The organism is Chromobacterium sphagni (assembly GCF_001855575.1).
In the GTDB taxonomy this organism is placed as follows: domain Bacteria; phylum Pseudomonadota; class Gammaproteobacteria; order Burkholderiales; family Chromobacteriaceae; genus Chromobacterium; species Chromobacterium sphagni.
In genome coordinates this window covers 2,432,958-2,458,568 of record NZ_MKCS01000001.1, presented here as the reverse complement: position 1 = coordinate 2,458,568, position 25,611 = coordinate 2,432,958, and the positions used below count along the sequence as shown (strand labels likewise).

Annotated in this window: 26 protein-coding genes; 8 read left to right on the top strand and 18 right to left on the bottom strand. The window is 66.5% G+C overall.

Annotated features, from left to right (window positions below; genetic code table 11):
• Nucleotides 1–32: 32 nt before the first annotated feature.
• The 4 genes from BI347_RS11615 to BI347_RS23970 all read right to left on the bottom strand — a co-directional run bounded on the left by BI347_RS11615 (nucleotide 33) and on the right by BI347_RS23970 (nucleotide 2,833).
• Nucleotides 33–896 (bottom strand): DMT family transporter, encoded by an 864-nt coding sequence (locus tag BI347_RS11615; protein ID WP_083338831.1) that lies wholly within the window; start codon nucleotides 894–896, stop codon nucleotides 33–35.
• Between the two features lie 127 nt (nucleotides 897–1,023).
• The gene (locus BI347_RS11610; protein ID WP_338032392.1) at nucleotides 1,024–2,187 is read right to left on the bottom strand and encodes an MFS transporter; all 1,164 of its coding nucleotides are present in this window, start codon (nucleotides 2,185–2,187) and stop codon (nucleotides 1,024–1,026) included.
• Nucleotides 2,188–2,267: 80 nt separating this feature from the next.
• Nucleotides 2,268–2,699, bottom strand: a complete 432-nt coding sequence (locus BI347_RS11605) for an ester cyclase (protein ID WP_071112714.1) — start codon at nucleotides 2,697–2,699, stop codon at nucleotides 2,268–2,270.
• Nucleotides 2,696–2,833: a hypothetical protein gene (locus BI347_RS23970; RefSeq protein WP_158020770.1), complete on the bottom strand. Its 138-nt coding sequence runs from the start codon at nucleotides 2,831–2,833 to the stop codon at nucleotides 2,696–2,698. The genes BI347_RS11605 and BI347_RS23970 overlap by 4 nt, the downstream gene beginning before the upstream one ends.
• Nucleotides 2,834–2,928: 95 nt before the next feature.
• On the opposite strand from BI347_RS23970, the gene BI347_RS11600 reads away from it, so the two are divergent.
• From BI347_RS11600 to BI347_RS24805, 3 genes are all read left to right on the top strand, one after another.
• The gene (locus BI347_RS11600) at nucleotides 2,929–3,894 is read left to right on the top strand and encodes a LysR family transcriptional regulator (RefSeq protein ID WP_071115917.1); all 966 of its coding nucleotides are present in this window, start codon (nucleotides 2,929–2,931) and stop codon (nucleotides 3,892–3,894) included.
• Nucleotides 3,895–3,939: 45 nt separating this feature from the next.
• Nucleotides 3,940–5,130 (top strand): FAD-dependent oxidoreductase, encoded by a 1,191-nt coding sequence (locus BI347_RS11595; protein ID WP_071115916.1) that lies wholly within the window; start codon nucleotides 3,940–3,942, stop codon nucleotides 5,128–5,130.
• 76 nt (nucleotides 5,131–5,206) lie between these two features.
• Entirely contained in the window at nucleotides 5,207–6,364 is a 1,158-nt protein-coding gene (locus BI347_RS24805) for an alpha/beta hydrolase family protein (protein ID WP_071112711.1), read from the top strand.
• A 19-nt stretch (nucleotides 6,365–6,383) separates the two neighbouring features.
• On the opposite strand, the gene BI347_RS11585 is transcribed toward BI347_RS24805, so the two are convergent.
• The gene (locus BI347_RS11585; protein ID WP_071112710.1) at nucleotides 6,384–7,205 is read right to left on the bottom strand and encodes an AraC family transcriptional regulator; all 822 of its coding nucleotides are present in this window, start codon (nucleotides 7,203–7,205) and stop codon (nucleotides 6,384–6,386) included.
• 104 nt (nucleotides 7,206–7,309) lie between these two features.
• Here BI347_RS11585 and BI347_RS11580 point away from each other — a divergent pair, with 104 nt between their 5' ends.
• Nucleotides 7,310–8,536: an FAD-dependent oxidoreductase gene (locus tag BI347_RS11580; RefSeq protein ID WP_071112709.1), complete on the top strand. Its 1,227-nt coding sequence runs from the start codon at nucleotides 7,310–7,312 to the stop codon at nucleotides 8,534–8,536.
• 74 nt (nucleotides 8,537–8,610) lie between these two features.
• On the opposite strand, the gene BI347_RS11575 is transcribed toward BI347_RS11580, so the two are convergent.
• From BI347_RS11575 to BI347_RS11525, 11 genes are all read right to left on the bottom strand, one after another.
• Complete coding sequence (locus BI347_RS11575) at nucleotides 8,611–9,612, bottom strand: NAD(P)H-dependent glycerol-3-phosphate dehydrogenase (RefSeq protein ID WP_071112708.1); 1,002 nt, start codon at nucleotides 9,610–9,612, stop codon at nucleotides 8,611–8,613.
• A 9-nt stretch (nucleotides 9,613–9,621) separates the two neighbouring features.
• Nucleotides 9,622–10,062, bottom strand: coding sequence for an SH3 domain-containing protein (locus BI347_RS11570; RefSeq protein ID WP_071112958.1), 441 nt, complete (start codon nucleotides 10,060–10,062; stop codon nucleotides 9,622–9,624).
• 8 nt (nucleotides 10,063–10,070) lie between these two features.
• The gene (secB, locus tag BI347_RS11565) at nucleotides 10,071–10,523 is read right to left on the bottom strand and encodes a protein-export chaperone SecB (protein WP_071112707.1); all 453 of its coding nucleotides are present in this window, start codon (nucleotides 10,521–10,523) and stop codon (nucleotides 10,071–10,073) included.
• 112 nt (nucleotides 10,524–10,635) lie between these two features.
• Nucleotides 10,636–10,893: a glutaredoxin 3 gene (gene grxC / locus BI347_RS11560; protein ID WP_071112706.1), complete on the bottom strand. Its 258-nt coding sequence runs from the start codon at nucleotides 10,891–10,893 to the stop codon at nucleotides 10,636–10,638.
• Between the two features lie 53 nt (nucleotides 10,894–10,946).
• A complete protein-coding gene (dacB, locus tag BI347_RS11555) occupies nucleotides 10,947–12,353 on the bottom strand; it encodes a D-alanyl-D-alanine carboxypeptidase/D-alanyl-D-alanine endopeptidase (protein WP_071112705.1) in 1,407 nt (468 codons plus the stop codon).
• A gap of 1 nt (nucleotide 12,354) precedes the next feature.
• On the bottom strand, nucleotides 12,355–14,538 hold the full coding sequence (locus BI347_RS11550) for a primosomal protein N' (RefSeq protein WP_071115915.1): 2,184 nt from the start codon (nucleotides 14,536–14,538) through the stop codon (nucleotides 12,355–12,357).
• Between the two features lie 541 nt (nucleotides 14,539–15,079).
• Nucleotides 15,080–16,144 (bottom strand): uroporphyrinogen decarboxylase, encoded by a 1,065-nt coding sequence (hemE, locus tag BI347_RS11545; RefSeq protein WP_071112703.1) that lies wholly within the window; start codon nucleotides 16,142–16,144, stop codon nucleotides 15,080–15,082.
• A 47-nt stretch (nucleotides 16,145–16,191) separates the two neighbouring features.
• Nucleotides 16,192–17,037 carry a type 2 periplasmic-binding domain-containing protein gene (locus tag BI347_RS11540; protein ID WP_071115914.1) on the bottom strand — a complete coding sequence of 282 codons (846 nt, stop codon included), beginning with the start codon at nucleotides 17,035–17,037 and terminating at the stop codon, nucleotides 16,192–16,194.
• A gap of 42 nt (nucleotides 17,038–17,079) precedes the next feature.
• Nucleotides 17,080–17,595, bottom strand: a complete 516-nt coding sequence (locus BI347_RS11535) for a chromate transporter (RefSeq protein WP_071112701.1) — start codon at nucleotides 17,593–17,595, stop codon at nucleotides 17,080–17,082.
• Nucleotides 17,592–18,149 (bottom strand): chromate transporter, encoded by a 558-nt coding sequence (locus BI347_RS11530; protein ID WP_071112700.1) that lies wholly within the window; start codon nucleotides 18,147–18,149, stop codon nucleotides 17,592–17,594. The genes BI347_RS11535 and BI347_RS11530 overlap by 4 nt, the downstream gene beginning before the upstream one ends.
• 68 nt (nucleotides 18,150–18,217) lie before the next feature.
• Nucleotides 18,218–19,102, bottom strand: coding sequence for a LysR family transcriptional regulator (locus tag BI347_RS11525; protein WP_071112699.1), 885 nt, complete (start codon nucleotides 19,100–19,102; stop codon nucleotides 18,218–18,220).
• Between the two features lie 104 nt (nucleotides 19,103–19,206).
• On the opposite strand from BI347_RS11525, the gene BI347_RS11520 reads away from it, so the two are divergent.
• From BI347_RS11520 to BI347_RS11510, 3 genes are all read left to right on the top strand, one after another.
• A complete protein-coding gene (locus BI347_RS11520) occupies nucleotides 19,207–19,803 on the top strand; it encodes a short chain dehydrogenase (RefSeq protein WP_071115913.1) in 597 nt (198 codons plus the stop codon).
• Between the two features lie 21 nt (nucleotides 19,804–19,824).
• Nucleotides 19,825–20,421, top strand: coding sequence for a short chain dehydrogenase (locus BI347_RS11515; RefSeq protein ID WP_071115912.1), 597 nt, complete (start codon nucleotides 19,825–19,827; stop codon nucleotides 20,419–20,421).
• Between the two features lie 188 nt (nucleotides 20,422–20,609).
• Nucleotides 20,610–21,317 (top strand): hypothetical protein, encoded by a 708-nt coding sequence (locus tag BI347_RS11510; protein WP_071115911.1) that lies wholly within the window; start codon nucleotides 20,610–20,612, stop codon nucleotides 21,315–21,317.
• A 75-nt stretch (nucleotides 21,318–21,392) separates the two neighbouring features.
• Here BI347_RS11510 and parE read toward each other — a convergent pair whose 3' ends face one another.
• On the bottom strand, nucleotides 21,393–23,357 hold the full coding sequence (gene parE, locus BI347_RS11505) for a DNA topoisomerase IV subunit B (protein WP_071112696.1): 1,965 nt from the start codon (nucleotides 23,355–23,357) through the stop codon (nucleotides 21,393–21,395).
• 114 nt (nucleotides 23,358–23,471) lie between these two features.
• Complete coding sequence (locus BI347_RS11500) at nucleotides 23,472–23,996, bottom strand: RNA pyrophosphohydrolase (RefSeq protein WP_071112957.1); 525 nt, start codon at nucleotides 23,994–23,996, stop codon at nucleotides 23,472–23,474.
• Between the two features lie 186 nt (nucleotides 23,997–24,182).
• Between BI347_RS11500 and pssA the strand changes: the two genes are divergently transcribed.
• Entirely contained in the window at nucleotides 24,183–25,520 is a 1,338-nt protein-coding gene (pssA, locus tag BI347_RS11495) for a CDP-diacylglycerol--serine O-phosphatidyltransferase (protein WP_071115910.1), read from the top strand.
• Nucleotides 25,521–25,611: the final 91 nt, after the last annotated feature.

The following is a 25,611-nucleotide window of genomic DNA, read 5'->3' as shown; positions in this document are numbered from 1 at the left end:
GCCGGAAAAGCCACCAGTCGGCATGCATGGACTCAAGCCTGCTTGCGCTGGCTCAGCCACACCCCGGCGAACACCAGCATCCCGGCCAAGCCCTGCCACGGCAGGAAGCGCTCGTCCAACAGCAGCCAGGCCAGCAGTACGGTGAATACCGGAATCAGATTGATGAAGGCGCCGGCGCGCGCCACCGGAATGCGCGACACCGCCCAGGTATACAGGCCATACGCGCCCAGCGTGATGGCCGCGCCCAGGTACAGCACCCACAGGCTGGGCAGCCAGTGGTAGTTGTCCGGCCAGCGCCCCCACGGCGTCAGCAGCAGCAGGCCGAACCAGGCGCAACCTATCAGCGTCTGGATGCCGGTGATGGCCAGCGGCGAATAGCGCGGCGACAGCCGCTTGGCGATCAGCACATAGCCGCTGGCGCAGATCATGGCGCAGAACTCCAGCGCGTTGCCCAGCACCGGATCGGACGCGCCCGGCCCGGCCCGGCTGCCGGCGCTCAGCCAGATCACTCCGGCAAAGGACAGAACGATGCCCAGCCACACCTGCCGGCCCTGCTTCTCGCGCAGGAACAGGCTGGCGCCTATCGCCATCAGCATAGGCAGCGTGGCAGTGATCACCCCGGCCTGCGAGGCGCTGGTATAGGTCAGGGCATTGGCCTCGAACAGGAAGTACAGGCAGGGCTCGGCCAGACCCATCGCCAGCAGCCAGCGCCAATCCCCGGCCTGATAGCGCCAGCGCACCCGGCCGCCCATCAACAACGGCAACAGGCACAGGCTGGCGATCACCATCCGGGCGAACAGCACCGCCAGCGGATGGTAGAAAACGAAGACATATTTGAGAACGATGAAGGAACTGGCCCACAACAGCATGGCCAGGCTCAGGGCGAGATAGGGCAAAGCGACTCCTAGACGGTTTCACGGGCCATCTGCGCGGCCCTAGTCGAGGAGGCATTGTTTCAGAAGATGATGACGGCTGTCGAATGCGGCTGGCGCCGGCGGCAGACCTGCAACTGCCACTCTCCCACTATCCGGCCAACTGAGCAGCGGCAGTTTCAGGCATACGCTCCAAGGTAGCCCACCAGAACAGCACGGCCAGCATGCTGACGCCAAAGCCTAACCCGCATACCCCCTGCCAGCCCAAGCAGGCGTATACGCTGGTCGCAGCAATCGCGCCCAGGCCGCTGCCCAATGAATAAAACAGCATATAACATGCCACTAGGCGGCTGTGCGCCGTCGTCGCCTCACGGAAAATCATGCCCTGGTTGACCACGTGAATCGCCTGCCCGCCCATGTCCAGCAGAATGATGCCAACAATCAGCGCCCACAAGCCATGCTCCATCCAGGCCAGCAGCGGCCAAGCAAACAGCATGCACAGCAACGCCGCCGCACTGGTCCGCTGACCCAAGCCAAGATCCGTCCAGCGCCCGGCCTTGGCAGCCGCCAGCGCGCCGACCAGCCCCACCAGGCCAAATGCGCCTATCGCCGTATGCGAGTAGCCAAATGGCTCAGCGCTCAGCGGCAGCGCCATCGCGCTCCAAAATATTCCCAGAATCGCAAACATCAGCAAGGCAAGCATGCCGCGTATCTGCAACCCCCGTTCCCGCCGCAACAATAGCCACATGGAATGCAGCAACATGGGATAAGACAACTCCATCCGCCTTGCCGGCCGCGGCGGCAACAATCGCGCCAGCAATAGCAGCATGGTCAGCGTCGCCCCTGCGGAAGCCAGATACACCGCGCGCCAACCAGCGAGATCGCTGATGCAACCGGCCAGCACCCGCGCCAGCAGCAATCCGACTACCACGCCTCCCTGCACGGTGCCCACCACTCTGCCGCGCCGCTCTGGCGCGGCCAACGTCGCGGAATAGGCAATCAGTCCCTGAGTCATCGCCGTGCCAAACAAGCCGGCCGCCGCCATGCCCAGCAATAGCAGCGTTGGGCTGGCGACCCAGACAATGAACAACAGCGTCAGCAACAGCAGCGCCAACTGCACCAGCAGCAAGCGCACCCGGTTCCACAAATCCCCCAGCGGCACTACCAGACAAAGCACCAGCGCACAGCCAAGCTGCGTGGCGGTGACTATCCCGCCCGCCCCGGCCACGCTGATGCCCAAGTCGGCTCTGATCGTGTCCAGCAAGGGCTGCGCATAGTAGACATTGGCCACGCTCATGGCCGCGCATGCCGACATGACCATCAACAAAAAAGTAGCCGGTTGGCCTGCTTCGCCGTCCTCCTCACGCCGGCGGGAGAGCTTCGCGTTCAGGCTCATCATCCCTGCTCGGTCCAGGCCAATTGGCGGTGCAAGCCGCAGCGATCGGCCTGTATCCAGTATTCGACGATCTTGCCGTCCGCCACCCGGTAACAGGCGCTGTCTATCAGCGTCAACGGCCTGCCGCTGGCCGGATAGCCATCTATCTGGCCGGTATGATGGCCAAACTGAGTCCAGCGGGCGTAAGCGCGGTCGCCATTCACCAACAGCTCGTCTATCCGCAGCGTGAACTCGCCGAACAACTGGCGGAATTCGCGCACATGGTCGGCATAATTGGCCGGGCTGCGCGCCAGGACGCGCGGATTTTCCGACTCCAGCTGGTGGGCCGCCACCTGCTCCGCCAGGTAAATTCCCGCCGCGTCCGGATTGCGCCCGGACCTGACCTCCCGCAGGAAGCCCAGCACCACCTGCCGCGTGATATCGCTGTTCATCGTCTTTCTCCCGCCTGATTGCGTATTCGCTCCAATGCTTCCACTTCATCCCGGCAGGCCTGCCTGGCATGCAGCGTCATTCCCTGCCACCACCAGGCCAGCAGCCTTTTCAACCCACGGCGCAATAAGCTCATTGCCGGCTCCACTGTTCAATCATTTATCATGATCCGATCGTATTATGAATAATCGAATTGAAAAACCGCATTTGTCATGACAAACTGTTCATGAAATGAGAACAAATCACTTACCCGATGCCCAAGCGCTGCTGGCCTTCGACGCGCTGGTGCGTTGCGGCAGCTTCACCGCGGCCGCCGACGAGTTGCACTGCACCAAGAGCCGGATCAGCCAGTTGGTGAAAGCGCTGGAGCAGGACCTCGGCACAGTGCTGGTGCTGCGCAACACCCGCCGGGTAGCGCTGACCGAAACCGGACAGCGGCTGGCGGTGCACGCGCGCGAACTGCGCAGCCTGCTGGAACGCGCCCGCCTGGACGTCAACGAAGCCGAGGGCGAGGTCAGCGGTCCGCTGGTAATCAGCTCCATCACCTCCTTCGCCCAATACCTGCTCGCGCCCATCCTGGCCGAGCTGGCGGTGCTGCACCCCTGCCTGAAATTGAAGCTGCAAGTGGAAAACCGGCTGCAGGACCCTATCTCCGAAGGGCTGGACTTCTGCATCCGCACCCGCAACGTCCACGACGACGCGCTGGTGGCCAAACCACTGGGCTTCGTGCGCGAATGGGCGTTCGCCGCGCCGGACTATCTGGCCAAGGCGCCTCCGCTGAAGACGCCGGAAGACCTGAGCCATCACCGCATCCTGCTCGACACCAGCCGGCCCAAGCTGCGCGACGCGCCGGAATGGCTGCTGGAAAAGGACGGCGTGCAGAAGCAGGTGCGGATTCAACCGGTGCTCAGCAGCCACCAGTACGCGCCGCTATTGTCCGGCGCCATCGCCGGCAGCGGCATCGCCCTGCTGCCCCACTACGTGGCGATCGAACACCTGAAGTCCGGCCGGCTGACGCCGGTGCTGCCGGGCTGGAGCCACGACTGCTGGCCGGTGTTCCTGGTCTATCCATACCGTCATCCGCTGCCGCGCAAATACGAGGCCTTCATCCAGCACGTGGTGCCGCGCATGCGCTCGCTGTTGGAAAGCGGCCTTGATCCAGACCAAGGCGGCGCCCCGCCGGCATGGTCAGAATGACGGCCATTCGCGCCGGCGCTGGCCCGGCCTGACAAGGAGAACCCAATGGAACACCGCGACATCGTCATCGTCGGCGGCGGCATGGTCGGCAGCGCGCTAGCCGCCGCCCTGGCCGGCCACGGCCTGTCCATCGCCGTGCTGGAACAGCAGGCGCCGCAGCCTTTCGACGCGGAACAGGAGCCCGATCTGCGGGTGTCGGCGATCAGCCCGGCTTCGGCGCAATTCCTGCGGCGCATCGGCGCCTGGGACAGGCTGCTGGCGATGCGCGCCGCGCCGTACCGGCTGATGCAAGTGTGGGAACAGCACGAGGCCGGCGGCACCCTGTTCGACGCCGCCGAAGCCGGCGTGGCGCAACTGGGCCATATCGTGGAAAACCGCGTGGTGCAGTTGGCCGCCACCGCCGCGCTGTTGGACAAGGGCGGCGTCGACTACCGCTGCCCGGCCGCAGTGGAGGACATTGTCTATCGGCCACAAGCCTCGCAAGTGACGCTGGCCGACGGCGGCCGGCTGCAGGCGCGGCTGTTGATCGCCGCCGACGGCGCCCACTCCCGGGTGCGCGAGGCGGCCGGCATCGCCGTCGCCAGCCGGGACTATCCGATGCACGCGCTGGTGCTCTCCTGCCGGATGGACAGCGGCCAACAGGACATCACCTGGCAGCGCTTCACGCCGGACGGGCCGCAGGCCTTCCTGCCGCTGGCGGGCGACGCCGCCTCGCTGGTGTGGTACCACCGCCCGGAAAGAATCCGCCAGCTGCTCGCGCTCGGCGACGACGAACTGATCGCCGCGGTCAGCCAGGCCTTCCCGCGCAAGCTGCCCGGCATCGTCCGCATCGCGGCGCGCGGCAGCTTCCCGCTGGTCCGCCGCCACGCGCAATGCTATGTCAAAGACGGCGTGGCGCTGGCCGGCGACGCCGCCCACACCATACATCCGCTGGCCGGCCAAGGCGTCAACCTCGGTTTCCAGGATGCGGCGGCGTTGGCCGCAACCATCCTGGCGGCCCACGGCAAGCGCGAAGACTGGGCCGGCGCGGCCGCGCTCGCGCGCTACCAGCGCGCCCGCAAACCGGCCAACCTGGCGATGCAGGCAGGCATGGACGCCTTCTGCTATGGTTTCTCCAACGATATCGCCCCGCTCAGGCTGCTGCGCGGCCTGGGCTTGCGACTGGCCAACCGGGCCGGGCCGCTCAAACGCGAGGCGATCCGTTACGCACTGGGACTGGGGCCGCAGCGCCGCTGACGCCTGAAACATCGAGGCCGTCGGCCATATCATCGCTTGCGGCGCCTGACGACGACATCCACCGAAAGCGGCCCCGATGAAACTCCCCCTGCTGACAGCCCTGCTGGTGCTGGGCCTGGCCTGCGGCGTCCGCGCCGAAGAACCGCTGGCGCGCGACCTGGGCGAAGAAGTGATCCTGCTGCCGGTGCGCCTGCCCGATGGCAACGGCCAGGCCAGCAGCCATGCCATGACCGTCACCCTCTACCGCCCCGTCGGAGCAGGCCCGCATCCGCTGGTGGTGATCAGCCACGGCCGCGCCACCACGCCGGCCGAGCGCGCCAGTCCGCCGCGGATCCGCATGCTGGAGGCCGCCCGCTATTTCGTGCGCAAGGGCTTCGTGGTGCTGGTGCCCACCCGGCTGGGCTACGGCTCCAGCGCCGGCGAGCTGGACCCGGAGGATTCCGGCCCCTGTCGGCGCAAGGACTACGCCGCCTCGCTGCGGCCGGCGGTGGCGGAAATCCTGGCGGCGCTGGACTACGGCCGCCGCCGGGACGATGTCGACAGCCAGCGCATGCTGCTGCTGGGGCAGTCGGTCGGCGGCATCAGCACGGTGGCCGCCGCCGCCGAGAATCCGCCCGGAGTGGTGGCCGCCATCAACTTTGCCGGCGGCGCCGGCGGCGACCCGGCCACCCATCCCGGCACGCCCTGCTCCGCACCGCAGTTGCAGCAACTGTTCGCCGACATGGGCAGCCAGACCCGCATACCGATGCTGTGGGTCTACACGCAGAACGACCGCTTCTTCGGCCCGGAATACTCGCAGAGCTGGGCCCGCGTCTACCGCGCCGGCGGCGCGCAGCTGGACTACCGGCTGCTGCCGGCCTTCGGCGACAACGGCCACCTGCTGTTCTCCCACGGCGCCGCCATCTGGATGCCGCTGCTGGAAGACTATCTGCGCGGGCTGGGCTTCCGCCAACCGGGCATCGCGCCGCGCCCTGCATCCAGCGGCTACGCCGCGCTGGACGACAGCGACCGCATCCCCTACCTCAAGCCCGACGACAGGCGCAACGGCTACGCCCGCTTCCTCTCCAGCCCCCTGCCGCGCGCCTTCGCCATCAGCCCCGACGGCCACTGGGGCTATGCCTACGGCAGCGACGCCACCGACCGGGCGCTGGGCTTCTGCCAGAACCGCAGTCCCAGCCCCTGCTCGCTGTACGCGGTGGATCAGGACGTGGTGTGGCCGGGCCGCAAACCCTGACTCCGCGCCAGCCCGCGGCTCAGGCCTCGCCCGGTTGCCGCCGCTTGGCGAAGTAACTGGCCGGCGAGTCGCCCAGGATGCGGCGGAACATGGCGATGAAATTGCTGGGCGCGGCGTAGCCCAGCGCATCGGACACGGCGGCGACGGAATCGCCGCCAGCCAGCAACTCCAGCGCATGGCTCAACTGCGCCTGCTGCCGCCACTGGACGAAGCTCATGCCGGTCTCCGCCGCGAACAGGCGGCGCGCGCTGCGGCCGGACAGGCCGGCATGGCTGGCCAGGACCTCCAGCGTCTCGGCGCCGCCCGGCTGTCCGATCACCCGCCGGGCGATCCTGAGCAAGCGCTCGTCCAGCGGCATCGGCAAATGCAGCGGCTCTGGCCGGGCCATGCGCAACTCATCCAGCAGCACCGCCGCCAGCCGTTGCTGCGCCTCGTCCAGGCTATGCTTGTCGTCCCAAGCCGCGGTCCGATGCACCACGGCGCCCAACAGCTCGCCGATGGCCACCACGCAGGGCGAGACGGGAAGACCGCCGCAGGCATCCGGCGCGATCAGCACTCCCCAGCCGCTCATCGCGCCGCGGATGGCCACCTTGTGGCTGACGCCCGGCGGTATCCAGCCGGCCCGGCCAGGCGGCAGCAGCCAGGAACCCTGCCGGGTGCGCACATGCACCAGGCCGTTGGCCACGCAAAACAGCTGGCCACGCGCATGCTGGTGCCAATCGTATTCCACAGTTCCCAGGCGAAACTCGCTGTCCGGTCCGGCATGGCCGGCATGGGCGACCAGCACCGGGCCGCCCAGGTAGTCGGAGTAATCGATATTGGCCACAACGTCGCGCGGCATGTTTGTCCGTTTATCAGTATTTTCTGTCCATACCATGCTATCAGCCCTTGCCGGTTCGCACCCACACTAAACGCACCTCAACAACACGCGGCTAGGAGACGGCAATGCCAGCGGATTTTCATGTAGCGATCATAGGCGCCGGCATCGGCGGCCTGAGTCTGGCCCAGAGCCTGAAACGCCTGGGTGTCCCGTTCACCGTATTCGAGAAAGACCCCGCGCTGGACAGCCGGACGCAGGGCTACCGCATCCGCATCGACGAAGCCGGCCGCGGCGCGCTGGCCGACTGCCTGCCGCCGGCGCTCTACCGCCTGTTCCGCCGGAGCTGCGCGCAAACCGGCCCGGCCGGCCGCTTTTTCGACACCCAGCTGCGGGAAACCGTTGGCCGGGCCGCGGAACACTGGCGTCCGGCCACCCAAACCGAGGACAGCGAGCATGACGGCGGCGATTTGAGAGTCCATCGCCAGACTCTGCGCGAAATCCTGCTATGCGGCATCGAAGCGCATGTGCAATTTGGCAAGGGCTTTGCCCGCTTCCGGCAACAAGGCGATAAGCTGGCCATCGATTTCGACGATGGGGCGTCCCGGCTGTGCGATGTGCTGGTGGCGGCCGATGGCGTCCACTCCCAGGTTCGGCGCCAGCTGGCGCCGAACGCCGCGCCAGCGGAAACCGGAGCGGTTTGCCTGTACGGCAAGACCTTGCTGACGCCAGCCAACCGGCAGCGGCTGGAGCCGCGCTTATGCGCCGGCCCGGCCGTGGTGTTCGCCGACGAGTGCGTGGTCGTGATCGACGCCATGACTTTCGCCGCCCCGCTGCCGGGACTGGCAACGCAAGCCGGACTCGCTGGCCGCTTCAGCGCGGTAGACGACTATCTGTACTGGGCCTTGTACTGCCCGCAAAGCATGTTCGCCCAGGCAACCCCAAACGGGGAAGCGGCGGCCGGAGCCGAGTGGGCCGCGCGCTTGGCCAGCGTGGCGCGGGACTGGCATCCGGATTTGCAGGCGGCGTTTCGCCTTGCCGAACCGGCCTCGCTGGCGCTGATGCGCGTGCGCAGCGGCAACGCAAACGCCAACTGGCCGGCCGGGCCGGTCACCGTGCTGGGCGACGCGATGCATGCGATGAGTCCGGCCGGCGGCCTGGGAGCCAATACCGCCTTGCGCGACGCGGCGGCGCTGGCGGCGCAGCTTGGCATCGCCGCCGCTGGGCAGCAGCCGCTAGCGGTCAGCCTGGCCAGCTACCAGAGCGGGCTGCGGGCGCGGGCGGCGGAGGCGATCCGCTTGTCGCAAGACGCCGAGGACCAGTTGCTGGAACGGCGGACCTTCAGCCCGCACTGACAGGAAGGGAAAACCAAACACATGAGGCGGCGTTCGGCCGTGGCCGCCGCCGGCAAACGGCGGCTGCGGCCGGCTCAATCCAGCATCGCGCCGGATTCGGATTTGGGCGAGCGGCCCAGCAACCCGGCCACCACCTGCTTGGGATCGTGGCCCTGGTACAACAGGCCGCACACCGCGGCGGTGATCGGCATGTCCACCTGCAAGCGCTCGGCCATGGTCAGCACCTCGCGGGCAGTGGCCACGCCTTCGGCGACATGGCCCAGCTCGTCCAGCACCTGCGGCAGGGGCTTGCCTTCGGCCAGCTTCAGTCCCACCTGGCGGTTGCGCGACAGCGCGCCGGTGCAAGTGAGGATCAAGTCGCCCATGCCGGACAAGCCCATCATGGTCTGCGGGCTGGCGCCCAGCGCCATGGCCAGGCGGGTGATCTCGGCCAGGCCGCGGGTGATCAGCGCCGCGCGGGCGTTGAGGCCGAAGTCCAGGCCGTCGGCGACGCCGGTGGCGATGGCCATCACGTTCTTCACCGCGCCGCCCACCTCCACCCCCACCAGGTCGTCGTTGGCGTACAGGCGCAGCAGCGGACTATGCAGCTCGCGCGCGACGCGGGCGGCGAAATCGCCGTCGTCGCTGGCGACGGTGACCGCCGCCGGCAGTCCCTGCGCCACTTCGCGGGCGAAGCTGGGACCGGACAACACGCCGCAAGGATGGTCGGCCGGCAATTCCTCCGCCACCACCTGGTGCGGCAGCAGGCTGGAGCCGGCTTCGAAACCCTTGCAGGCCCACAATACCGGCGGCAGGACCGGCAGCGCGGTCAACGCCTTCAGCGTCGGCCTCAGGCCCGCCATCGGGGTGACGATCAACACCAGCTCGGCATCCAGCAGGGCGCCCGCCAGATCGGCATTCAGCGTCAAGCTATCGGGAAACGGGCAGTCGGGCAGGTAGCGCCGATTGGCGCGGGCCTCGGCCATCTGCGCGATCTGCGCGGCGTCGCGCGCCCACAGCGTCACCTGATGGTGGCGGGAAAAAGCTATAGCCAGCGCGGTTCCCCAGGCGCCGGCTCCCAAAATCGCCAGTTTCATGCTAAGCCCTTATAAACCCCACAAGTCGGTAATACGAGCATAGCCGATGCTGCCGTCGCGGTGGCGCACCTTGGCCCAGCCGTCCTGCGGCGCTTCCATCAGTTCCAGCACGCCGTCCCTGGGCACGCTGTACAAGAGCCTGCCGTCTTCGCCGGCCCGGTCGCGCACGCCGGCCTGCGGCGACACCACCAGCAGCCAGCGCTGCTTGGACAAGGCGGCAGCGGGAATCCAGGCGATGCCGCCGGTGGCGTCGCGCACCCGCGCCCATTCCTTCTGGCTGGACAGCACTTCCACCGGATAATAGCGGCTGACCACGAACAGCTTCTTCGCGGACAGCGCCGGCGCCTCGTACAATGCGACGCCGGTTTCCTTGACCGAGCGGAATTCCAGGGCCTGGGCGGCCTGGGCCATGCCCAGGGCCAACAGCAGCGTGATGACGAGGCGCTTCATGCTCAACCTCAGGCGTTGCCGGCTTCGGCCAGCTGCGCACGCTGCTGCATGTACAGGGCTTCGAAGTTGATCGGGGCCAGCAGCACCGGCGGGAAGCCGGCGCGATTCACCACGCTGGACACCGCTTCGCGGGCGTAGGGGAACAAGATGTTCGGGCAAGCCACGCCCAGGATCGGGTCGAGGTCGTCGCCTGGCACGTTGCGGATCTGGAAGATGCCGGACTGGGCCACTTCGCACAGGAACATGGTCTTTTCCGGCAGCTTGGCGGTTACGGTGACCGTCAGCGTCACTTCGTAGAAACCGTCGTCCAATTGCTGGCCGGCGCTGGCCAGCTGCATATCGATTTCCGGCTGGGCCTGCTCCAGGAACACCTGCGGCGCGCCGGGCACCTCCAGCGACATGTCTTTCACATAGATTTTTTCGATGGAAAACGCCGGTTGCAGCTCTTGTTGTTCGCTCATTTTCTTTCTCACAAAAAACCGTCGCCATGACGGCCGAATTTTAATTGGGTACAACGGCGGGCATCATCGCATGAAAGCCGGCGTCGGCCAACCGGCGCGGCCCGCGCGCCGCTCAGTCCGCCAGCAGGGTATCCAGCTTGCCGGCGTGGTTCAGCGCCACCAGGTCGTCGCAGCCGCCGATATGGGTGTCGCCGATGAAGATCTGCGGCACGGTGCGGCGGCCGGTGATGGCCATCATCTTGTCGCGCTGCTCGGGGTCCAGGTCGATGCGGACTTCCTGGATGCCGCTCACGCCCTTGCTGGCCAGCAGTTGCTTGGCGCGCACGCAGTACGGGCATACCGCGGTGGTGTACATGGTAACCGGTTTCATATTCCTCGCCTGATTAAGGTCTGTCGGGGTCGATTATAGCCTGAGTCGGCGCCTTAGCGGTTTGCGCCGGATCGCGCCGCCGCCGGATCGAACGCCTGCACCAGATCGCCGACCACCGCGTCCAGCGCCTTGCCCATTTCCGCCGCGCGCGGGCTGTTGACAATGGCGACGATGGCAAGGCGGCGGCCATCGGCGGCCTGCCAGTAGCCGGCCAGCGCCTTCACGTCGCGCAAGGTGCCGGTCTTCATCCTGAGCCGCGGCCCCAGGTCGGCGAAGCGTTTCTTCAGCGTGCCATCCTCGCTGGCGATGGGCAGGCTGGCCAAGAACTCGCCGGCGTAAGGCCCGCGCGCGGCATCCAGCAGCACCTCGCCCAGCAGGCGGACGCTCACCCGCTCGCGCCGCGACAGGCCGGAGCCGTTTTCCAACTCCAGCAGATTCGCGTCGTCGATGCGCCTTTGCGCCAGTTGCTCCCGCAGCGCGCGCTCGGCGGCGGCGGCGGTGTCGCCGCCGCCGGCCTCTTTGCCCAGCGTCAGAAACAGGGTGCGCGCCATGGTGTTGTTGCTGTACTTGTTGATGTCGGCCAACGCCACCGCCAGCGGCTGCGACTGCCAGACCGCCAGCTCGCGCGCATTGTCCGGCGCCCGGCCCTGCGCCACCGTCAGCGGTCCGCTGCCGCCCAGCGCATGCCACAGCGCGGCAAAGTCCTGGCCGGCGAATTCGTCATGCTCCAGCACGTTGACGTAGGCGCGCGCGCCGTCGCAGGCGGCCGGCACACTGCCGGTCACACTGACATGGCGGCCATCGTTGCGGATGGCGACGAAGCGGCGCACGTCCGGGCAGGCCTCATCCCCGCCGGATTTGACATCCACCTGCAGATTGACACCCGGCAACGGCGGGTCCAGCGCCACCCGCGCGCCATGCCCGTCGTTGAAGAAGGTCAGCCAGGCCACTTTCAGATTGGTCAGATGGGTGTCCGGCCCCACCACGAAGGCCTTGCCGGCGTCGCCGTCGAAATCGTCGGCGCTGGCCAGCCGGCTGAACGCCCGCTTGTCCAGCAACAGCTTGCCGTCCAGCTGGCGCACGCCGCGCAGCCGCAGGTTGTACAGCAGGCTCAAGAGATTGCCGTTGTCGAAACGCGGATCGCCGCCGCCCAGCCAGTACAAATCGCCGCTGAGCGCATCGCCCCGCAGCGGCGCGGCCGACAGCAGCGCCGTCTTCCAGCGGTAGTCCGGCCCCAGCCGGTTCAGCGCCGCCCAGCCGGTGAGCAGCTTCATGGTGGAAGCCGGATTCACCGCCGCGTCGGCGCGATGCGCCGCCAAGGGCTGGCCCCCTTCCACAGCGGCGGCCCAGACGGCGATCTCGTCCGGCTTGAAGCCGTGCAAATCCAGCGCCAGGGCCAACTCCGGCGCGGCGTAAACCGCCAGCGCGGCCAGCAGCGTCAATTGTCTCGTCATCTTCATCTCATAACTCCTGCGGATCGACATCCAGCGACCAGCGCAGGCTGCGGCCATGCTGGCGCGCCAGCGGATCGAGCAAGGGCTGCAGCTGCAAGAGCAAGCGGTGCAGCGCGCCGCGCTGCACCGCCTCCAGCACCAGCTGCGCCCGCTCGCGCTGCGCCAGCCGCGCCATCAGCGCCGGCGCCGGGCCGGAAATCAGCACGCCCTCGGCCAGCGGCTCCAGCAGCGCGCGCACCTGTTTGAGAAAGGCGGTGGCCTGCGCCAGTTCCGGGCTGTCGGCGCGCAGCAGCGCCTGGAACACGCTGGGCGGAAAACCGGCCTGGCGACGCTCCGCCAGCAAGCTGGCGGCGTAGCCGTCGAAATCGTGCGCCACCAGCGCCTGGTACAGCGGGTGGTCCGGCCACTGGGTCTGGACCAGCACCTCGCCCGGCGCCTCCGCGCGGCCGGCGCGGCCGGCCACCTGCATCAACTGCGAGAACAGCCGTTCCGACGCGCGGAAATCGGCGGAGTACAGGCCGCCGTCGGCGCCCAGCACCGTCACCAACGACAGCGTGCCGAAGTCGTGGCCCTTGGCCAGCATCTGGGTGCCGACCAGGATGTCCACCTCGCCGCCGTTCACCTTGCGGTACACCTCATCCCAGGCGTCCTTGCGGCTGGTGGTGTCCCGGTCTATCCGCAGCACCCGCGCCTCGGGCAGCATGCGCTGCAGCGCCGCCTCCAGCCGCTGCGTGCCCTCCCCCAGCGGCTTGATGTCGGGATCGCCGCAATCCGGGCAGGCGCGCGGCACCGGCTCCTCCCAGCCGCAATGGTGGCAGCGCAGCTTGCGCTCCAGCAAATGCACCACCAGCTTGGCCGAACAGTGCGGGCAACCGCTGGTCCAGCCGCAGGCGGTGCAGGCCACCACCGGGGCGAAGCCGCGGCGATTGATGAACACCAGGCTCATCTCGCGCCGCGCCAGCCGCGTTTTCAGCGCCTCGACCACCCCTTCGGCCAAGCCTTCCACCAGTTGCCGGCGCCGGGTATCCACCAGCCTGACATCCGGCAGTCTGGCGGCGCCGTGCGCGCGCTGCGACAGCACCAGCTTGCGGTAGCGGCCGGCCTCGACATTGGCCACCGTCTCCAGGCAGGGCGTGGCCGAGCCCAGCACGATGGAAATGCCGGCGCGGCGCGCGCGCCACACCGCCAGATCGCGCGCGTGGTAGCGCAGGCCGTCCTGCTGCTTGAACGAGCCATCGTGCTCCTCGTCCACCACGATCAGGCCCAGCCGCGGCAGCGGGGTGAACACCGACAATCGGGTGCCGATCACCACGTCGGCATCGCCGTGCCAGGCGTCCAGCCAACCGTGCATGCGCTCGCCTTCGGCTAGATGGCTGTGCTGCACCACGATGCGGCTGCCGGGAAAGCGTTCGAGGAAGCGGTTGATCAATTGCGGCGTCAGGTTGATTTCCGGCACCAGCACCAGCACCTGCCGCCGCGCCGCCAGGTGGCCGGCGATCAACTGCAGGTAGACCTCGGTCTTGCCGCTGCCGGTGACGCCGTGCAGCAGCCAGGGCTGAAAGCCCTGGCTGCTGCACAAGGCGTCCAGCGCCGCCCGCTGCTCGGCGTTGAGCGCCGGCGCTTCGCCCAGCACCAGAGGCGGACGCTCCGGCGTGATCCGCTCCGCCTTGTCCTCGGCCAGCCAGTCGGCCAGCAGCTTTCCGGCCTGCGGCGTCACCGCCTTGGCCTGCTCCAGCCGCAACGGCCCGTCCTGCAAGGCCTGCCACAACGCCAGCCGCGCGCGCTGCCGCGCTGGCGGAGCTTCAGCCAGACCCGCAGCGGTGAGCGCAAAGGGCCGTTGGTCGACCCGGCGCACATCGCGCGGCTCGCGCAGGCCGGTGGGCAGCGCGGTGAACAGCGTCGGCCCCAGCGGATGGTGGTAATAGCCGGCGGCAAAATCGACCAGCGCCAGAAACTCCTCCGGCAATGGCGGCAAGCCGTCGAGCACGGTTTCGATGCATCGCAACTTGGCCGCATCGATCTGGCTGACACCCTCCCCCGGTATCGGCGCGACAACTACGCCACATACCCGGCGATTTCCGAACGGAACGCAGACTCGCGCGCCACCCATGACGGGTGATTGAGTCAGGTAGCTGAACGTTCCGGGCAGCGGCAGATCCACCACCACCTGGACCAGATCCTTACCATCCATTTACATGCCTTCCTCAGGCAAACCCTGCTGCGACAAGGCTTTGCATCCGCTGTGCACAGATCTTGTGGATAACTTTGTGAACAACCTTGGTGATACCTGGCAAAAAGCCATGAAATCAGTGTTTCCGTTGGATTGCACAAAAATTAATCAAATGTAAAACTCTTTTATTTTCAACAACTTATAAAGTTGACTATTTTCCCCCGCACATGCTTGACAAGCGAGGCGCCAGCGACTAGGCGGTGTGCATAACTCCAGGAACACCAGCGTCGCCCGCTGTCAACACACATTTTTCGGGATGCAAATATCCATTTGGAAACAGAGCCGAAAGCGGCTCTGGCGGGCTCGGATACCCTGGCGGTCAACAAAGGCCGCAATAGGACAAGTGCAATAAAAACTTAAAAAAACCGGGATTTTTTCCGCGGATTCCCATCATGAAAATGACTGATTTGTTTAAACAAAAACAAGGAATCATTCAATATTCACGACAGGCACCAAGCTGGTGCGCCGCGCACCAGGCGATGCACTAGCTTGGCGGGAAACGTCACTGGCAATGATAAGGGCGCGACAACCGGTGCACGGCCTCGACCAGCGCGCCGGCATGAGCCGGATCGGCAAACTGCGAAATGCCGTGGCCCAGATTGAAGACGTGGCCGCTGCCGCTGCCATAGCCTTGCAGGATGCGCGCCGCTTCGCGCTCGATGGCGGCCGGCTCGGCGAACAGCGCGTTGGGGTCGAAGTTGCCCTGCAGCGCCACCTTGTCGCCGACGCGCGCGCGCGCCAGGCCGATATCGGCGGTCCAGTCCAGTCCGACACAGTCGGCGCCGATGGCGGCGATGTCTTCCAGCCATTGGCCGCCGTTCTTGGTGAACACGATCACCGGCACGCGCCGGCCGTCGGACTCGCGCTTGAGGCCGGCGACAATGCGCTGCATATAGGCCAGCGAGAACTCCTTGTACGCGGCGTGGCTGAGCGCGCCGCCCCAGGTGTCGAAGATCTGCACCGCCTGCGCGCCGGCGTCGATCTGGGCGTTGAGGTAGGCGGTCACCGAGCGGGCGTTCATCTCCAGGATGTGGTGCAGCAGCTCCGGACGACTGTACAGCATGGCCTTGACGTGGCGGAAGTCGGCGGAGCCGCCACCCTCGACCATATAGCAGGCCAGCGTGAACGGGCTGCCGGAAAAGCCGATCAGCGGCACGCGGCCGTTCAGCGCTTTGCGGATGCTGGCCACCGCGTCGAAAACGTATTGCAGCTTGTCCAGCGGCGCCGGCTGCAAGGTGCGGATGGCGGCTTCGTCGCGCAGCGGGCGCTCGAACCTGGGGCCCTCGCCCTCGGCGAAATACAGGCCCAGGCCCATCGCGTCCGGCACGGTCAGGATGTCGGAAAACAGGATGGCCGCGTCCAGCGGGAACCGCTCCAGCGGCTGCAGCGTCACTTCGGTGGCGAAATCCGGACTGGTGCACAGGCCCATGAAGCTGCCGGCGCGGGCGCGGCTGGCGCGGTACTCCGGCAGGTAGCGGCCGGCTTGGCGCATCATCCAGATCGGGGTGTATTCAACCGGCTCTTTCAAAAGGGCCCGCAGGAAAGTATCGTTGCTCAGCTGGGTCATGTCGGCACGCGCTATGGAGGTCAGCAGGCATTATACCCACCCCCGCCTCAGGGGCGAAACCACAGCTCGCGCCGCTGCAAGGGCGTGTCCTCCGGCAACAGCGGGTTGTCCAGCTCGATGATGGTGCGGCCGGACAGCTTGAGCTCGCGCAAGTGGTCGCCGTTGAAGGCCTTGAACAGCTGGTCGAAGCTGCCGTCGGCCACGCTCTTGTCCAACCCCTGGCGCAGCAGCCGCGCCAGGTCCGCGCGCTTGGGGGAGACGAAGAAATAAAAGGCGGTGGGATAGTGCAGCAGCAGATAAGGATCCAGCATCAGCCCCTTGCTGTTGGGCGACGCCAGTTCCTGTTTCACCTCGATCACGCTGCGCGGGAAATAGTCGTAGCGATGCTGGCGCAGCATGGAAAACAGATTGGGATAGTCGGGGCTGGTCAACACCGGCAGGCCGGCGTGCAGCAATATCTGGGTATCCGGCCAGTCCTGGCCCTGGCCGGCGCGGAAAGCCGTCAACTGCCGGCGGGTCTTGACGTTCTTGAACAGGTCGGGATGATCGGCGTTGATCAGCGACACCCGCCACCCGATCAGGCCCTTGTCCAGCGGCACCCTCACCGTCAGCAGCTTGCGCTCGCGCTCGCGGCTGGTCATGCCCCAGAACAGGTCCACGCGGCCATCGGCGCGCAGCATCTGCTCGGTGGCCCGGCCCTGGTTCATGTCGCGCGCCGCCTGCAGCACGCACTGCTGCCGCATCTGGCTGCACGCCAGCTGCAGCAGCGCCTGCATATAGGGCCAGTGCGGATCATTGTCGCCGGACACCAGCGCGTAGTTGATGTTCGTCCCGACCGCCTGCGCCAACGCCCATGCCCCGCACAGCAGCAACAGACCGAGTGCTCTCGCCATATCAGAACCGTTCCGTGGTGGTAACGGTATTATGGCCGCGGATCACAACCAGCCCAAGCCGCCTATCAGCCCGCCCAGCAACAACAGCCACAGCGGATTCCAGTTGCGCCGCCAGGCGATCAGCGCCACCGCCAGGCTCAGCCCCCAGCCGGCGGCGTCGCGGTTGGCCGCCTGCAGCAGCAGACAGGCGCTGGCGCCCACCAACCCCACCGTCAGCGGCTGCAGCGCGCGCGCGATCAACTGCGTCAGCTCGCTGCCCTTGCGCTCGGCCCACCAGCGCGACACGTAGTAGCTGAGCAGCGACGACGGCAGGCACATGCCCAGCATGCTGACCAAGGCGCCTGCCATGCCGGCCACATGCCAGCCTATCAGGCTGACCACCAGCACATTGGGCCCCGGCGCGGCCTGCGCCAGCGCGAACAGCTCGGCAAACTGCGGCGCGCTCATCCAGCCCTGTTCCACCACCAGCCGCTGCAGCTCGGGCAGCAGCACATTGGCGCCGCCGACCGCCATCAGCGACAGCACGCCGAACTGCCACAACAACAGCAGCAGAATCATGGCGCGCTCCCTCGCCGCGTCAGCCAGGCCAGCCACAGCGTCAGCGGCAGCGCCGCCAGCAACACCCACGGCAGCGGCAGGCGCCAGACGGCGATGGCGGCAAACGTGCAGGCCATCACCGCGACGCTCCAGGCGTGGCGCTCCAGTCGCGACAAGAGCCGCAGCAGCATCGCCAGCAACAAGCCCGCCGCCGCAGCGGCCAGGCCATGCATCACCTGCTCCACCAGCGGCAGCTGGCGGTAGCGGCCATACAGCGTGCCCAACAGCAGCACGATGGCCATCGGCGCCAGCAGCAGGCCGGCCACCGCCAACATCGAGCCGGCCACGCCGTGAAAACGCGCGCCGACCGACACGGCCATATTGACGATATTGGGTCCGGGCAACACCTGGCACAGCCCGAGCTGTTCGGCGAAATCGGCCTCGGACAACCAGCGCCGCCGCTGCACCAGCATGCTGTGCGCCTGCGGCAGTACGCCGCCGAAACCGGTGATGCCGACGGAAAAGAAACCGGCAAACAGGTCGCGCCGGCGCGGTTTGATCAGTTCGGTGTTCATGCTTTGACACTACTCTTGGGCCAGGAACACTACAAACGAGAATTTCTGACAGGGGCGGTCAATAAAACTCACAGCGCGCCCAGGCGCTCGACGATGAAGTCGACGAAGACTCTCAGTTTCGGCAAAGGTTGGCGGTCCGCCGGGTAGATCAGGTGCATGGGTTTGGGCGGCGGCAGATAGCCATCCAGCAAAGACACTAGCCGGCCCGCCGCCACATCGTCGGCCAGCAGCGCCTCCGCCTGCAGCGCCAGCCCCGCGCCGGCCAGCGCCAGCTGCCGCAAGGCCTGGCCCTGGTTGCACTGGAAGCGGCTGGCGCCGATCTCCACGCCGTGCCGGCGGGCCAGCGCGTCCCAGCCGTCATCGCGCTGCCAGCGGCTGAAGCCCAGGCAGTCATGCCCCGCCAGCTCGGCCGGCGTACGCGGCACGCCGCGCGCCGCCAGATACGCCGGCGCAGCCGCCGCCATCATCCGGTAAGGCCGCAGCCGCCGCGCCACCAGGCCGGAATCGGCCAGCTGGCCAATGCGGAATACCGCGTCGTAGCCGTCCGCCACCAGATCGACCAACTGGTCGCTCAGCTCCAGCTCCACCCCGATCTCCGGATAGCGCGCCATGAATTCGGCCAATAGCGGCGCCAGGCGCAAGCTGCCAAACGTCACCGAAGCATTGAGCCGCAGCACGCCGCGCGGCTGTTGCCGCAGCAGCTCGGCGGCATCCTCGGCTGCCGCCAGCTCAGCCAGGATGGCGCGGCAGCGCTGATAATAATGCTGCCCCAGTTCAGTCAGTTGCTGGCGCCGGGTGGTGCGCACCAACAGCCGGCCGCCCAGGCGTTTTTCCAGAGCGGCGATATGCTTGCCGACCATGGGCTGGGACAGGCGATATGCCTCCGCCGCCGCGGTGAAGCTCCCCTTGTCCACCACGGCGACGAACAACTCCATACTGAGCAGCCTGTCCATGAATTAGAAACTCCAGGTTATTAATCCTGTTCATCATAACGGATTAATCAAGAAGGAGAATCCCGGCACACTGCATCCATCGCCAACCGCAATGGAGACACACCATGAAAATCCTGATCGTAGGCGCCAGCGGCACGCTGGGCCGCGCCGTGCAGCAAGCGCTGTCCCATCACCAGATCCTTACCGCCGGCCGCAACAGCGGCGACTTGCGGGTGGACATCACCGACAGCGCCAGCGTGCGCTCGATGTTCGAACAGGCCGGCCGGCTGGACGCCATCGTCAGCGCCACCGGCAGCCTGCATTTCGGCCCGCTGCTGGAAACCACCGCCGCCAACTTCCGCATCGGCCTGGAAGACAAGCTGCTGGGCCAGATCGATCTGGCGCTGACCGGCCAGCACTACCTGAACGACGGCGGCTCCATCACGCTGACCAGCGGCATCGTCAGCCAGCAGCCCATCCGCCACGGCAGCAACGCCACCGCCGTCAACCGCGCGCTGGAAGGCTTCGCCGCCGCCGCCGCGCTGGAATTGACGCGAGGCCAACGCATCAATGTAGTCAGCCCGAATGTGCTACAGGAGTCGTGGGAAGGCTATGCCCCCTACTTCCCCGGCTTCGAAGCGGTGCCCGCCGCCCGCGCCGCCTTGGCCTATGTGCGCAGCGTGGAAGGCATCGCCAACGGCCAGACGCTGACCGTGTGGTAAACCAAGGAAGGAAAGCTAGACATGAAAATACTGTTAGTCGGAGCAAAAGGAACCATAGGCCGTGCGGTTCAGCACGCCCTGTCCCGCCATCAAATCTTGTCGGCCGGTCGAGACAGCGGAGAACTCCACGCGGACATGACGCAGCCGGACAGCATTCGCGCACTATTCGAGCGCACAGGAAAGGTGGATGCCATCATATGCGCGGCCGGCCTGCTGCATCTCGGCCACTTGACGGAGATGTCGCCCGAGCAATTTCGCATCGGCTTGGACAATAAATTGATGGGCCAGGCAAACCTGGCTCTGATCGGCCAGCACTTCCTCAATGCCGGCGGCTCAATCACCTTGACCAGCGGCATGGGCAACGAAATCCCGATTCGGCATGGCAGCAACGCTTGCGCCGTCAATGCGGCAATAGAAGGCTTCGTCCGCGGTGCGGCCGTGGAGCTGGCGGCGGGACTGCGCATCAACGCGGTGTGCCCCAACGTTCTGCAAGAATCGTGGGAGCCGCTGCAAAGCTATTTTCCGGGTTTTGAACCGGTGCCCGCCGCCCGAGTCGCCCTCGCCTATCAACGCAGCGTAGAGGGCGTCGAGACCGGGCAGGTGTTCAAGGTTTGGTGAGGGCACAATTCACCTGGGCATTGGCCGCAGCCCTCCTCTCGGAGTGGCGGTGGCTCATGCCCCACAATACCGCGACGTCAGATGCAGCAAAGTAAACGGCCTGCCGGCACCATCCGGCGCCGAACACGCCTGCCTATACTGCACTAGCCGCGCCCGACGCCTTGGGCGCGCAACGGCGGAGGGACGCGATGGGCAGGACATGGCTGGGCATGCTGGCATCGATATTGTGGTTGCAGACGGCGCACGCCGAACCGGTGCAGTCGTCCAGCCAGGCGATAGAACCATGGGGCGACGCCGCCAGCGGCGACGGCTTGGCGCCACGCTTCCTGCACTGGCTGGCCGCGCAAAGCGGCCTGCAACTGCGCCAGGACATCCGGCCGCTGCCGCGGGTGGTGGAAGACCTCAAAAGCGGCCAGAACGCGCTGGCGCTGCTCACCGCGTCGCCGGAACGCGACGCCTTCGGCCTGGAGCTGTGCCGCCCCACCGCCATCCGGCTGTCAGTGATCTACCGCGGCACGGCGCTTAGCCGGGACAGCCTAAGGCAGCGTCCGGTGGGCATCCTGCGCGGTACCCACACTCTGGACCGCTTCATCGCCAGTTCCGGCGCGCAGCCGGTGCTGGTCGGCGATCTGCACCAGGGATTGCGCATGCTGCGCATCGGCCGGCTGGATGCGATGATGTGCGTGCGTCCCGACTGCGGCCGCACGCTGCGCGAAATTTCGTCACCCGGCGACCAGTGGTCCGAATTGCCGATCAGCCGCGAGCCGATGGCGGTGTACGTATCGCGCCTCAGCCCGTTGGCGCGCGACCGCGCGATGCTGGACAGGCTGCGGGCCGCCTGCGCCTCTCCGCAGGGGCAAAAAAAGATGGCGGAACTGCTGTCGGCCTACGATTGAAGCGGCCAGCAAAAAGCCCCGCCGGCCGCCTGTGCCAAGGCAGTTAAGCGGGGCTGGACATCAAGCGGGAGCGGCCTAGATATCGGCCTCCACCTCGTTGCCCTTGGCCTCCATCCAGCTGCGGCGGCTGGACGCCTCGCCCTTGCCCATCAGCATCACGAAAGTGTCCAGCGTCTGCTGCAGCTGGCCGTCGCGCACCCTCACCTGGCTCAGGCGGCGCGTGTCCGGATTCATGGTGGTATCCTTCAGCTGCTCCGGGTTCATCTCGCCCAGCCCCTTGAAGCGCGAAATGCCCCAGGCGCTCTCGCGCACGTTCTCGCTGCGCAGCCGGTCTAGGATCGCGGTCAATTCGCCCTCGTCCAGCGCGTACAGCTTGCGCGGCGGCCGGTTCTTGCCCTGGCCCGGCACGTCGACGCGAAACAGCGGCGGCTGCGCGATGTAGATGTTGCCGTTTTCCACCAGCCGCGGGAAATGGCGGAAGAACAGCGTCAGCAGCAGCACCTGAATGTGCGAGCCATCGACGTCGGCGTCGGACAGGATGGCGATTTTGCCGTAGCGCTGGCCGGACAGGTCGGGATGGTCGGCGGGGCCGTGCGGGTCTACCCCTATCGCCACCGAAATATCATGGATTTCGGCGTTGGAGAACAACTGGTCCCTGTCGGTCTCCCAGCTGTTGAGCACCTTGCCGCGCAAGGGCAGGATCGCCTGGTATTCCTTGTCGCGCGCCAGCTTGGCCGAACCGCCGGCGGAGTCGCCCTCCACCAGGAAAATCTCGTTGCGGTCGATGTCCTCGCTCTCGCAATCGGTGAGTTTGCCCGGCAACACCGCCACACCGGATCCCTTCTTCTTCTCCACCTTCTTCACCGACTTCAGGCGGCTCTGCGCCTGGCGTATCGCCAGTTCGGCGATCTTCTTGCCGGCTTCCACATGCTGGTTCAGCCACAGCTCCACCGGGTCGCGCGCCAGGCCCGAAACCAGCTTCAAGGCGTCGCGGCTGGTCAGCTTGTCCTTGGTCTGGCCCTGGAACTGCGGGTCCAGCACGCGGGCGGACAACACGAAGCGCACCCGGCTCCACACATCCTCCGCCATCAGCTTGACGCCGCGCGGCAACAGGTTGTGGTGGTCGACGAAGCTCTTCACCGCATCGAACACGCCGGCGCGCAAGCCGGCCTCATGGGTGCCGCCGACCGGAGTGGGAATCAGGTTGACGTAGCTCTCGCCGCTGGCGCCGTCCTCGAACCAGGCCATCGCCCATTGCGCGCCCTCGCCTCTGGCGAACTGCTCGTGGTCGTCGCCGATATAGGCCTCGCCGGCGAACAGCGGCGCCACCGGCTCGTCGCCGTTGCACAGCTCGGCCAGGTAGCCCTTCAGACCTTCCGGGTACTGCCATACCCTCACTTCGTCGCCGCTGGGCTTTTCCACCGTCAGCGTCACCGCCACGCCGGGCAGCAGCACCGCCTTGGCGCGCAACAACCGCTCCAGCTCCTGCATCGAATAGCGCGGGCTTTCAAAATACTTGCCGTCCGGCCACACCCGCACGCGGGTGCCGCTGGTGCGGGCGCCGCAGTCGCCGACGCGGGCCAGCGGTTCGATCACGTCGCCGCCGGAAAACACCAGGCGGTGCACGCCGCCGTCGCGCTTGACCTCCACTTCCAGCCGGGTGGACAGCGCGTTGGTCACCGACACGCCGACGCCGTGCAGGCCGCCGGAGAAAGCGTAGGCACCGCCGTCCTTCTTGTTGAACTTGCCGCCGGCGTGCAGCCGGGTGAACACCAGTTCCACCACCGGCACGCCCTCCTGCGGGTGCAGGCCCACCGGAATGCCGCGGCCGTCGTCCTCCACCGTCAGCGAGCCGTCCTGATGCACCGTGACGGCGATCTTGCGCGCGTAGCCGCCCAACGCCTCGTCGGCGGCGTTGTCTATCACTTCCTGGCAGATATGGGTGGGGTCGGTGGTGCGGGTGTACATGCCGGGCCGCTCTTTGACCGGCTCCAGCCCTTTTAACACCCGTACCGAAGATTCGTCGTATTGTTGGCTCATATTCTTGGTCTTACTTTATCCGCGACTCGCGCCTGCGCCGCCCCGGACGGGACGGCGGAAAAAAAGACAGCGGGCATCGGCCCGCCGTATGGTTGCGCTGAAACGACGCCGCCGTCAATGCTCGCTCTGCGCGCCGATGCGCGCCAAATAGGCGTGGTGGCTCTCGACCCCGCGCAGGAAGCGCGACAACTCGGACAGCGCCCGTTCGTACACGTCGCGCTTGAACTCTATCACCGCGTCCACCGGCGCCCAGTAATCGTTCCAGCGCCAGCCGTCAAACTCCGGATGGCTGGTGGCGCGCAAGCAGACGTCGCTGTCGCGGCCGACCAGCCGCAACAGGAACCAGATCTGCTTCTGCCCCTTGTAACTGCCGCGCCATTCGCGGCGTACCCAGTTTATCGGCACCTCGTAGCGCATCCAGTCGCGCGTGCGCCCCATGATCTTCACGTGCTGAGGCAGCAAACCCACCTCCTCCAGCAGCTCGCGGTACATCGCGGCCTCCGGGCTCTCGCCCGGCTTGATGCCGCCCTGCGGAAACTGCCAAGAGTGCTCGCGCACGCGCTTGCCCCAGAACACCTCATTCCTGGAGTTGGTGAGGATGATTCCGACATTTGGGCGGTATCCGTCCCGGTCCAGCATGGAAAAAACCTGCAATTCGTCTAGTTACCAGAATTTTTGCACATTTCCGGCCGCCTTGCCATGCGCGCGGCCTTCCGCCACCCACAGTTTGGCCTTGAGCGGCGTTCCTTCCCCACCCGCTCTCTCCCCCAAACCGGTCAAACGGTGCTACGATGCGTCGATTGAACGTCATTCAACTGCGCATTCATGGCATTTCTGCTCAATCGACCCACGCTGTCCCGTCTATCCTGGCTGCCCCTGCAGCCGGAAGACTTCTCCACGCTGCTGCAAACCCGCGAATTCCGCCTGCAATTGCTGGCAGCCATCGCCGCGGCCACGCAACGCATCTATCTGTGCGCGTTGTATCTGGAGAATGAGGAAGCTGGCCGGGAGATCCTCGACGCCCTCTATCAGGCCAAGCAGCGCTGCCCAAGCCTGGACATCCGGATCATGGTGGACTGGCACCGCGCCCAGCGCGGCCGCATCGGCGAAGGCCAGTCGAATTGCAATGCCAGCTGGTACCGTGAAGAAGCCGCACGCCGCGAACTGGACATCCCGATCTACGGCGTGCCGGTGCAAACCCGCGAGCTGTTCGGCGTGCTGCACCTGAAAGGCTTCGTCATCGACGACACCGTTTATTACAGCGGCGCCAGCCTCAACAATGTCTATCTGCACAAGCAGGACAAATACCGCTTCGACCGCTATCACCTGATCCGCAGCCCGCAGCTGGCCGATGCGATGGCCGGCTTCATGGTCGAGCAGTTTTTCAACGATCCTGCGGTATTCCGCCTGGACAAGCCGACGCCCCCCACCCGCAGCATACGCAAGGAAATCCGCCAGCTGCGCGACAAGCTGGTGCACAGCCAATACCGGATGACCCACGACGCAAGCGCCGAACAATTGAGCATCACCGCCATTGTCGGCATCGGCAAGGGCAACCGGCTCAACCGCGTCATCCTGGACGTCATCGCCAGCGCCGAGCACCACCTGTTCATCTGCACGCCCTACTTCAACTTCCCGCGCTCAGTGGTTCTGGAGATCAACCGCGCGCTGCGCCGCGGGGTGGAAATCGACATCGTCGTCGGCGACAAGACCGCCAACGACTTCTACATCCCGCCCGAACAGCCATTCCGCGTGATAGGCGCCCTGCCCTATCTGTACGAAATGAACCTGCGCCGCTTCGTCAAGCGCCAGCGCCAGTTCGTCAACCGCGGCGAGTTGCGCGTCCGCCTGTGGAAGGACGGCGACAACACCTACCATCTCAAGGGCATCTGGAGCGACCAGCGCTACATCCTGCTGACCGGCAACAACCTCAATCCGCGCGCCTTCCGCCTGGATCTGGAAAACGCGCTGCTGCTGCACGACCCGCAGCGGCAACTGCAGGCGCAAAGCCAGGCGGAACAGCAGAACATCCTGCGGCACACCACCTTGCTCGGGCACTACCGCCAACTGGAAGATGTCCGCCGCTATCCGGAGCAGATCAAGAAACTGCTGACCCGCCTCAGCCGGGTGCGGATAGACCGCATGCTGAACCTGATGCTATAGACGCCAAGCACGACACCGCGCCCCAGCCCCGCAGCTGCGGGGCTTTTTCATGCTGCGGCGCAATGCTGCAGCCTCCACACGCGCCATATGC

What these genes read in the sequence shown, in the direction of transcription:
- BI347_RS11610 (WP_338032392.1), bottom strand. Translation starts at nt 2,187, where the DNA reads ATGTCGGCATGCGCGGCCATGAGCGTGGCCAATGTCTACTATGCGCAG.
- BI347_RS11605 (WP_071112714.1), bottom strand. Translation starts at nt 2,699, where the DNA reads ATGAACAGCGATATCACGCGGCAGGTGGTGCTGGGCTTCCTGCGGGAG.
- BI347_RS23970 (WP_158020770.1), bottom strand. Translation starts at nt 2,833, where the DNA reads ATGAGCTTATTGCGCCGTGGGTTGAAAAGGCTGCTGGCCTGGTGGTGG.
- BI347_RS11600 (WP_071115917.1), top strand. Translation starts at nt 2,929, where the DNA reads ATGAGAACAAATCACTTACCCGATGCCCAAGCGCTGCTGGCCTTCGAC.
- BI347_RS11595 (WP_071115916.1), top strand. Translation starts at nt 3,940, where the DNA reads ATGGAACACCGCGACATCGTCATCGTCGGCGGCGGCATGGTCGGCAGC.
- BI347_RS24805 (WP_071112711.1), top strand. Translation starts at nt 5,207, where the DNA reads ATGAAACTCCCCCTGCTGACAGCCCTGCTGGTGCTGGGCCTGGCCTGC.
- BI347_RS11585 (WP_071112710.1), bottom strand. Translation starts at nt 7,205, where the DNA reads ATGCCGCGCGACGTTGTGGCCAATATCGATTACTCCGACTACCTGGGC.
- BI347_RS11580 (WP_071112709.1), top strand. Translation starts at nt 7,310, where the DNA reads ATGCCAGCGGATTTTCATGTAGCGATCATAGGCGCCGGCATCGGCGGC.
- BI347_RS11575 (WP_071112708.1), bottom strand. Translation starts at nt 9,612, where the DNA reads ATGAAACTGGCGATTTTGGGAGCCGGCGCCTGGGGAACCGCGCTGGCT.
- BI347_RS11570 (WP_071112958.1), bottom strand. Translation starts at nt 10,062, where the DNA reads ATGAAGCGCCTCGTCATCACGCTGCTGTTGGCCCTGGGCATGGCCCAG.
- secB (WP_071112707.1), bottom strand. Translation starts at nt 10,523, where the DNA reads ATGAGCGAACAACAAGAGCTGCAACCGGCGTTTTCCATCGAAAAAATC.
- grxC (WP_071112706.1), bottom strand. Translation starts at nt 10,893, where the DNA reads ATGAAACCGGTTACCATGTACACCACCGCGGTATGCCCGTACTGCGTG.
- dacB (WP_071112705.1), bottom strand. Translation starts at nt 12,353, where the DNA reads ATGAAGATGACGAGACAATTGACGCTGCTGGCCGCGCTGGCGGTTTAC.
- BI347_RS11550 (WP_071115915.1), bottom strand. Translation starts at nt 14,538, where the DNA reads ATGGATGGTAAGGATCTGGTCCAGGTGGTGGTGGATCTGCCGCTGCCC.
- hemE (WP_071112703.1), bottom strand. Translation starts at nt 16,144, where the DNA reads ATGACCCAGCTGAGCAACGATACTTTCCTGCGGGCCCTTTTGAAAGAG.
- BI347_RS11540 (WP_071115914.1), bottom strand. Translation starts at nt 17,037, where the DNA reads ATGGCGAGAGCACTCGGTCTGTTGCTGCTGTGCGGGGCATGGGCGTTG.
- BI347_RS11535 (WP_071112701.1), bottom strand. Translation starts at nt 17,595, where the DNA reads ATGATTCTGCTGCTGTTGTTGTGGCAGTTCGGCGTGCTGTCGCTGATG.
- BI347_RS11530 (WP_071112700.1), bottom strand. Translation starts at nt 18,149, where the DNA reads ATGAACACCGAACTGATCAAACCGCGCCGGCGCGACCTGTTTGCCGGT.
- BI347_RS11525 (WP_071112699.1), bottom strand. Translation starts at nt 19,102, where the DNA reads ATGGACAGGCTGCTCAGTATGGAGTTGTTCGTCGCCGTGGTGGACAAG.
- BI347_RS11520 (WP_071115913.1), top strand. Translation starts at nt 19,207, where the DNA reads ATGAAAATCCTGATCGTAGGCGCCAGCGGCACGCTGGGCCGCGCCGTG.
- BI347_RS11515 (WP_071115912.1), top strand. Translation starts at nt 19,825, where the DNA reads ATGAAAATACTGTTAGTCGGAGCAAAAGGAACCATAGGCCGTGCGGTT.
- BI347_RS11510 (WP_071115911.1), top strand. Translation starts at nt 20,610, where the DNA reads ATGGGCAGGACATGGCTGGGCATGCTGGCATCGATATTGTGGTTGCAG.
- parE (WP_071112696.1), bottom strand. Translation starts at nt 23,357, where the DNA reads ATGAGCCAACAATACGACGAATCTTCGGTACGGGTGTTAAAAGGGCTG.
- BI347_RS11500 (WP_071112957.1), bottom strand. Translation starts at nt 23,996, where the DNA reads ATGCTGGACCGGGACGGATACCGCCCAAATGTCGGAATCATCCTCACC.
- pssA (WP_071115910.1), top strand. Translation starts at nt 24,183, where the DNA reads ATGGCATTTCTGCTCAATCGACCCACGCTGTCCCGTCTATCCTGGCTG.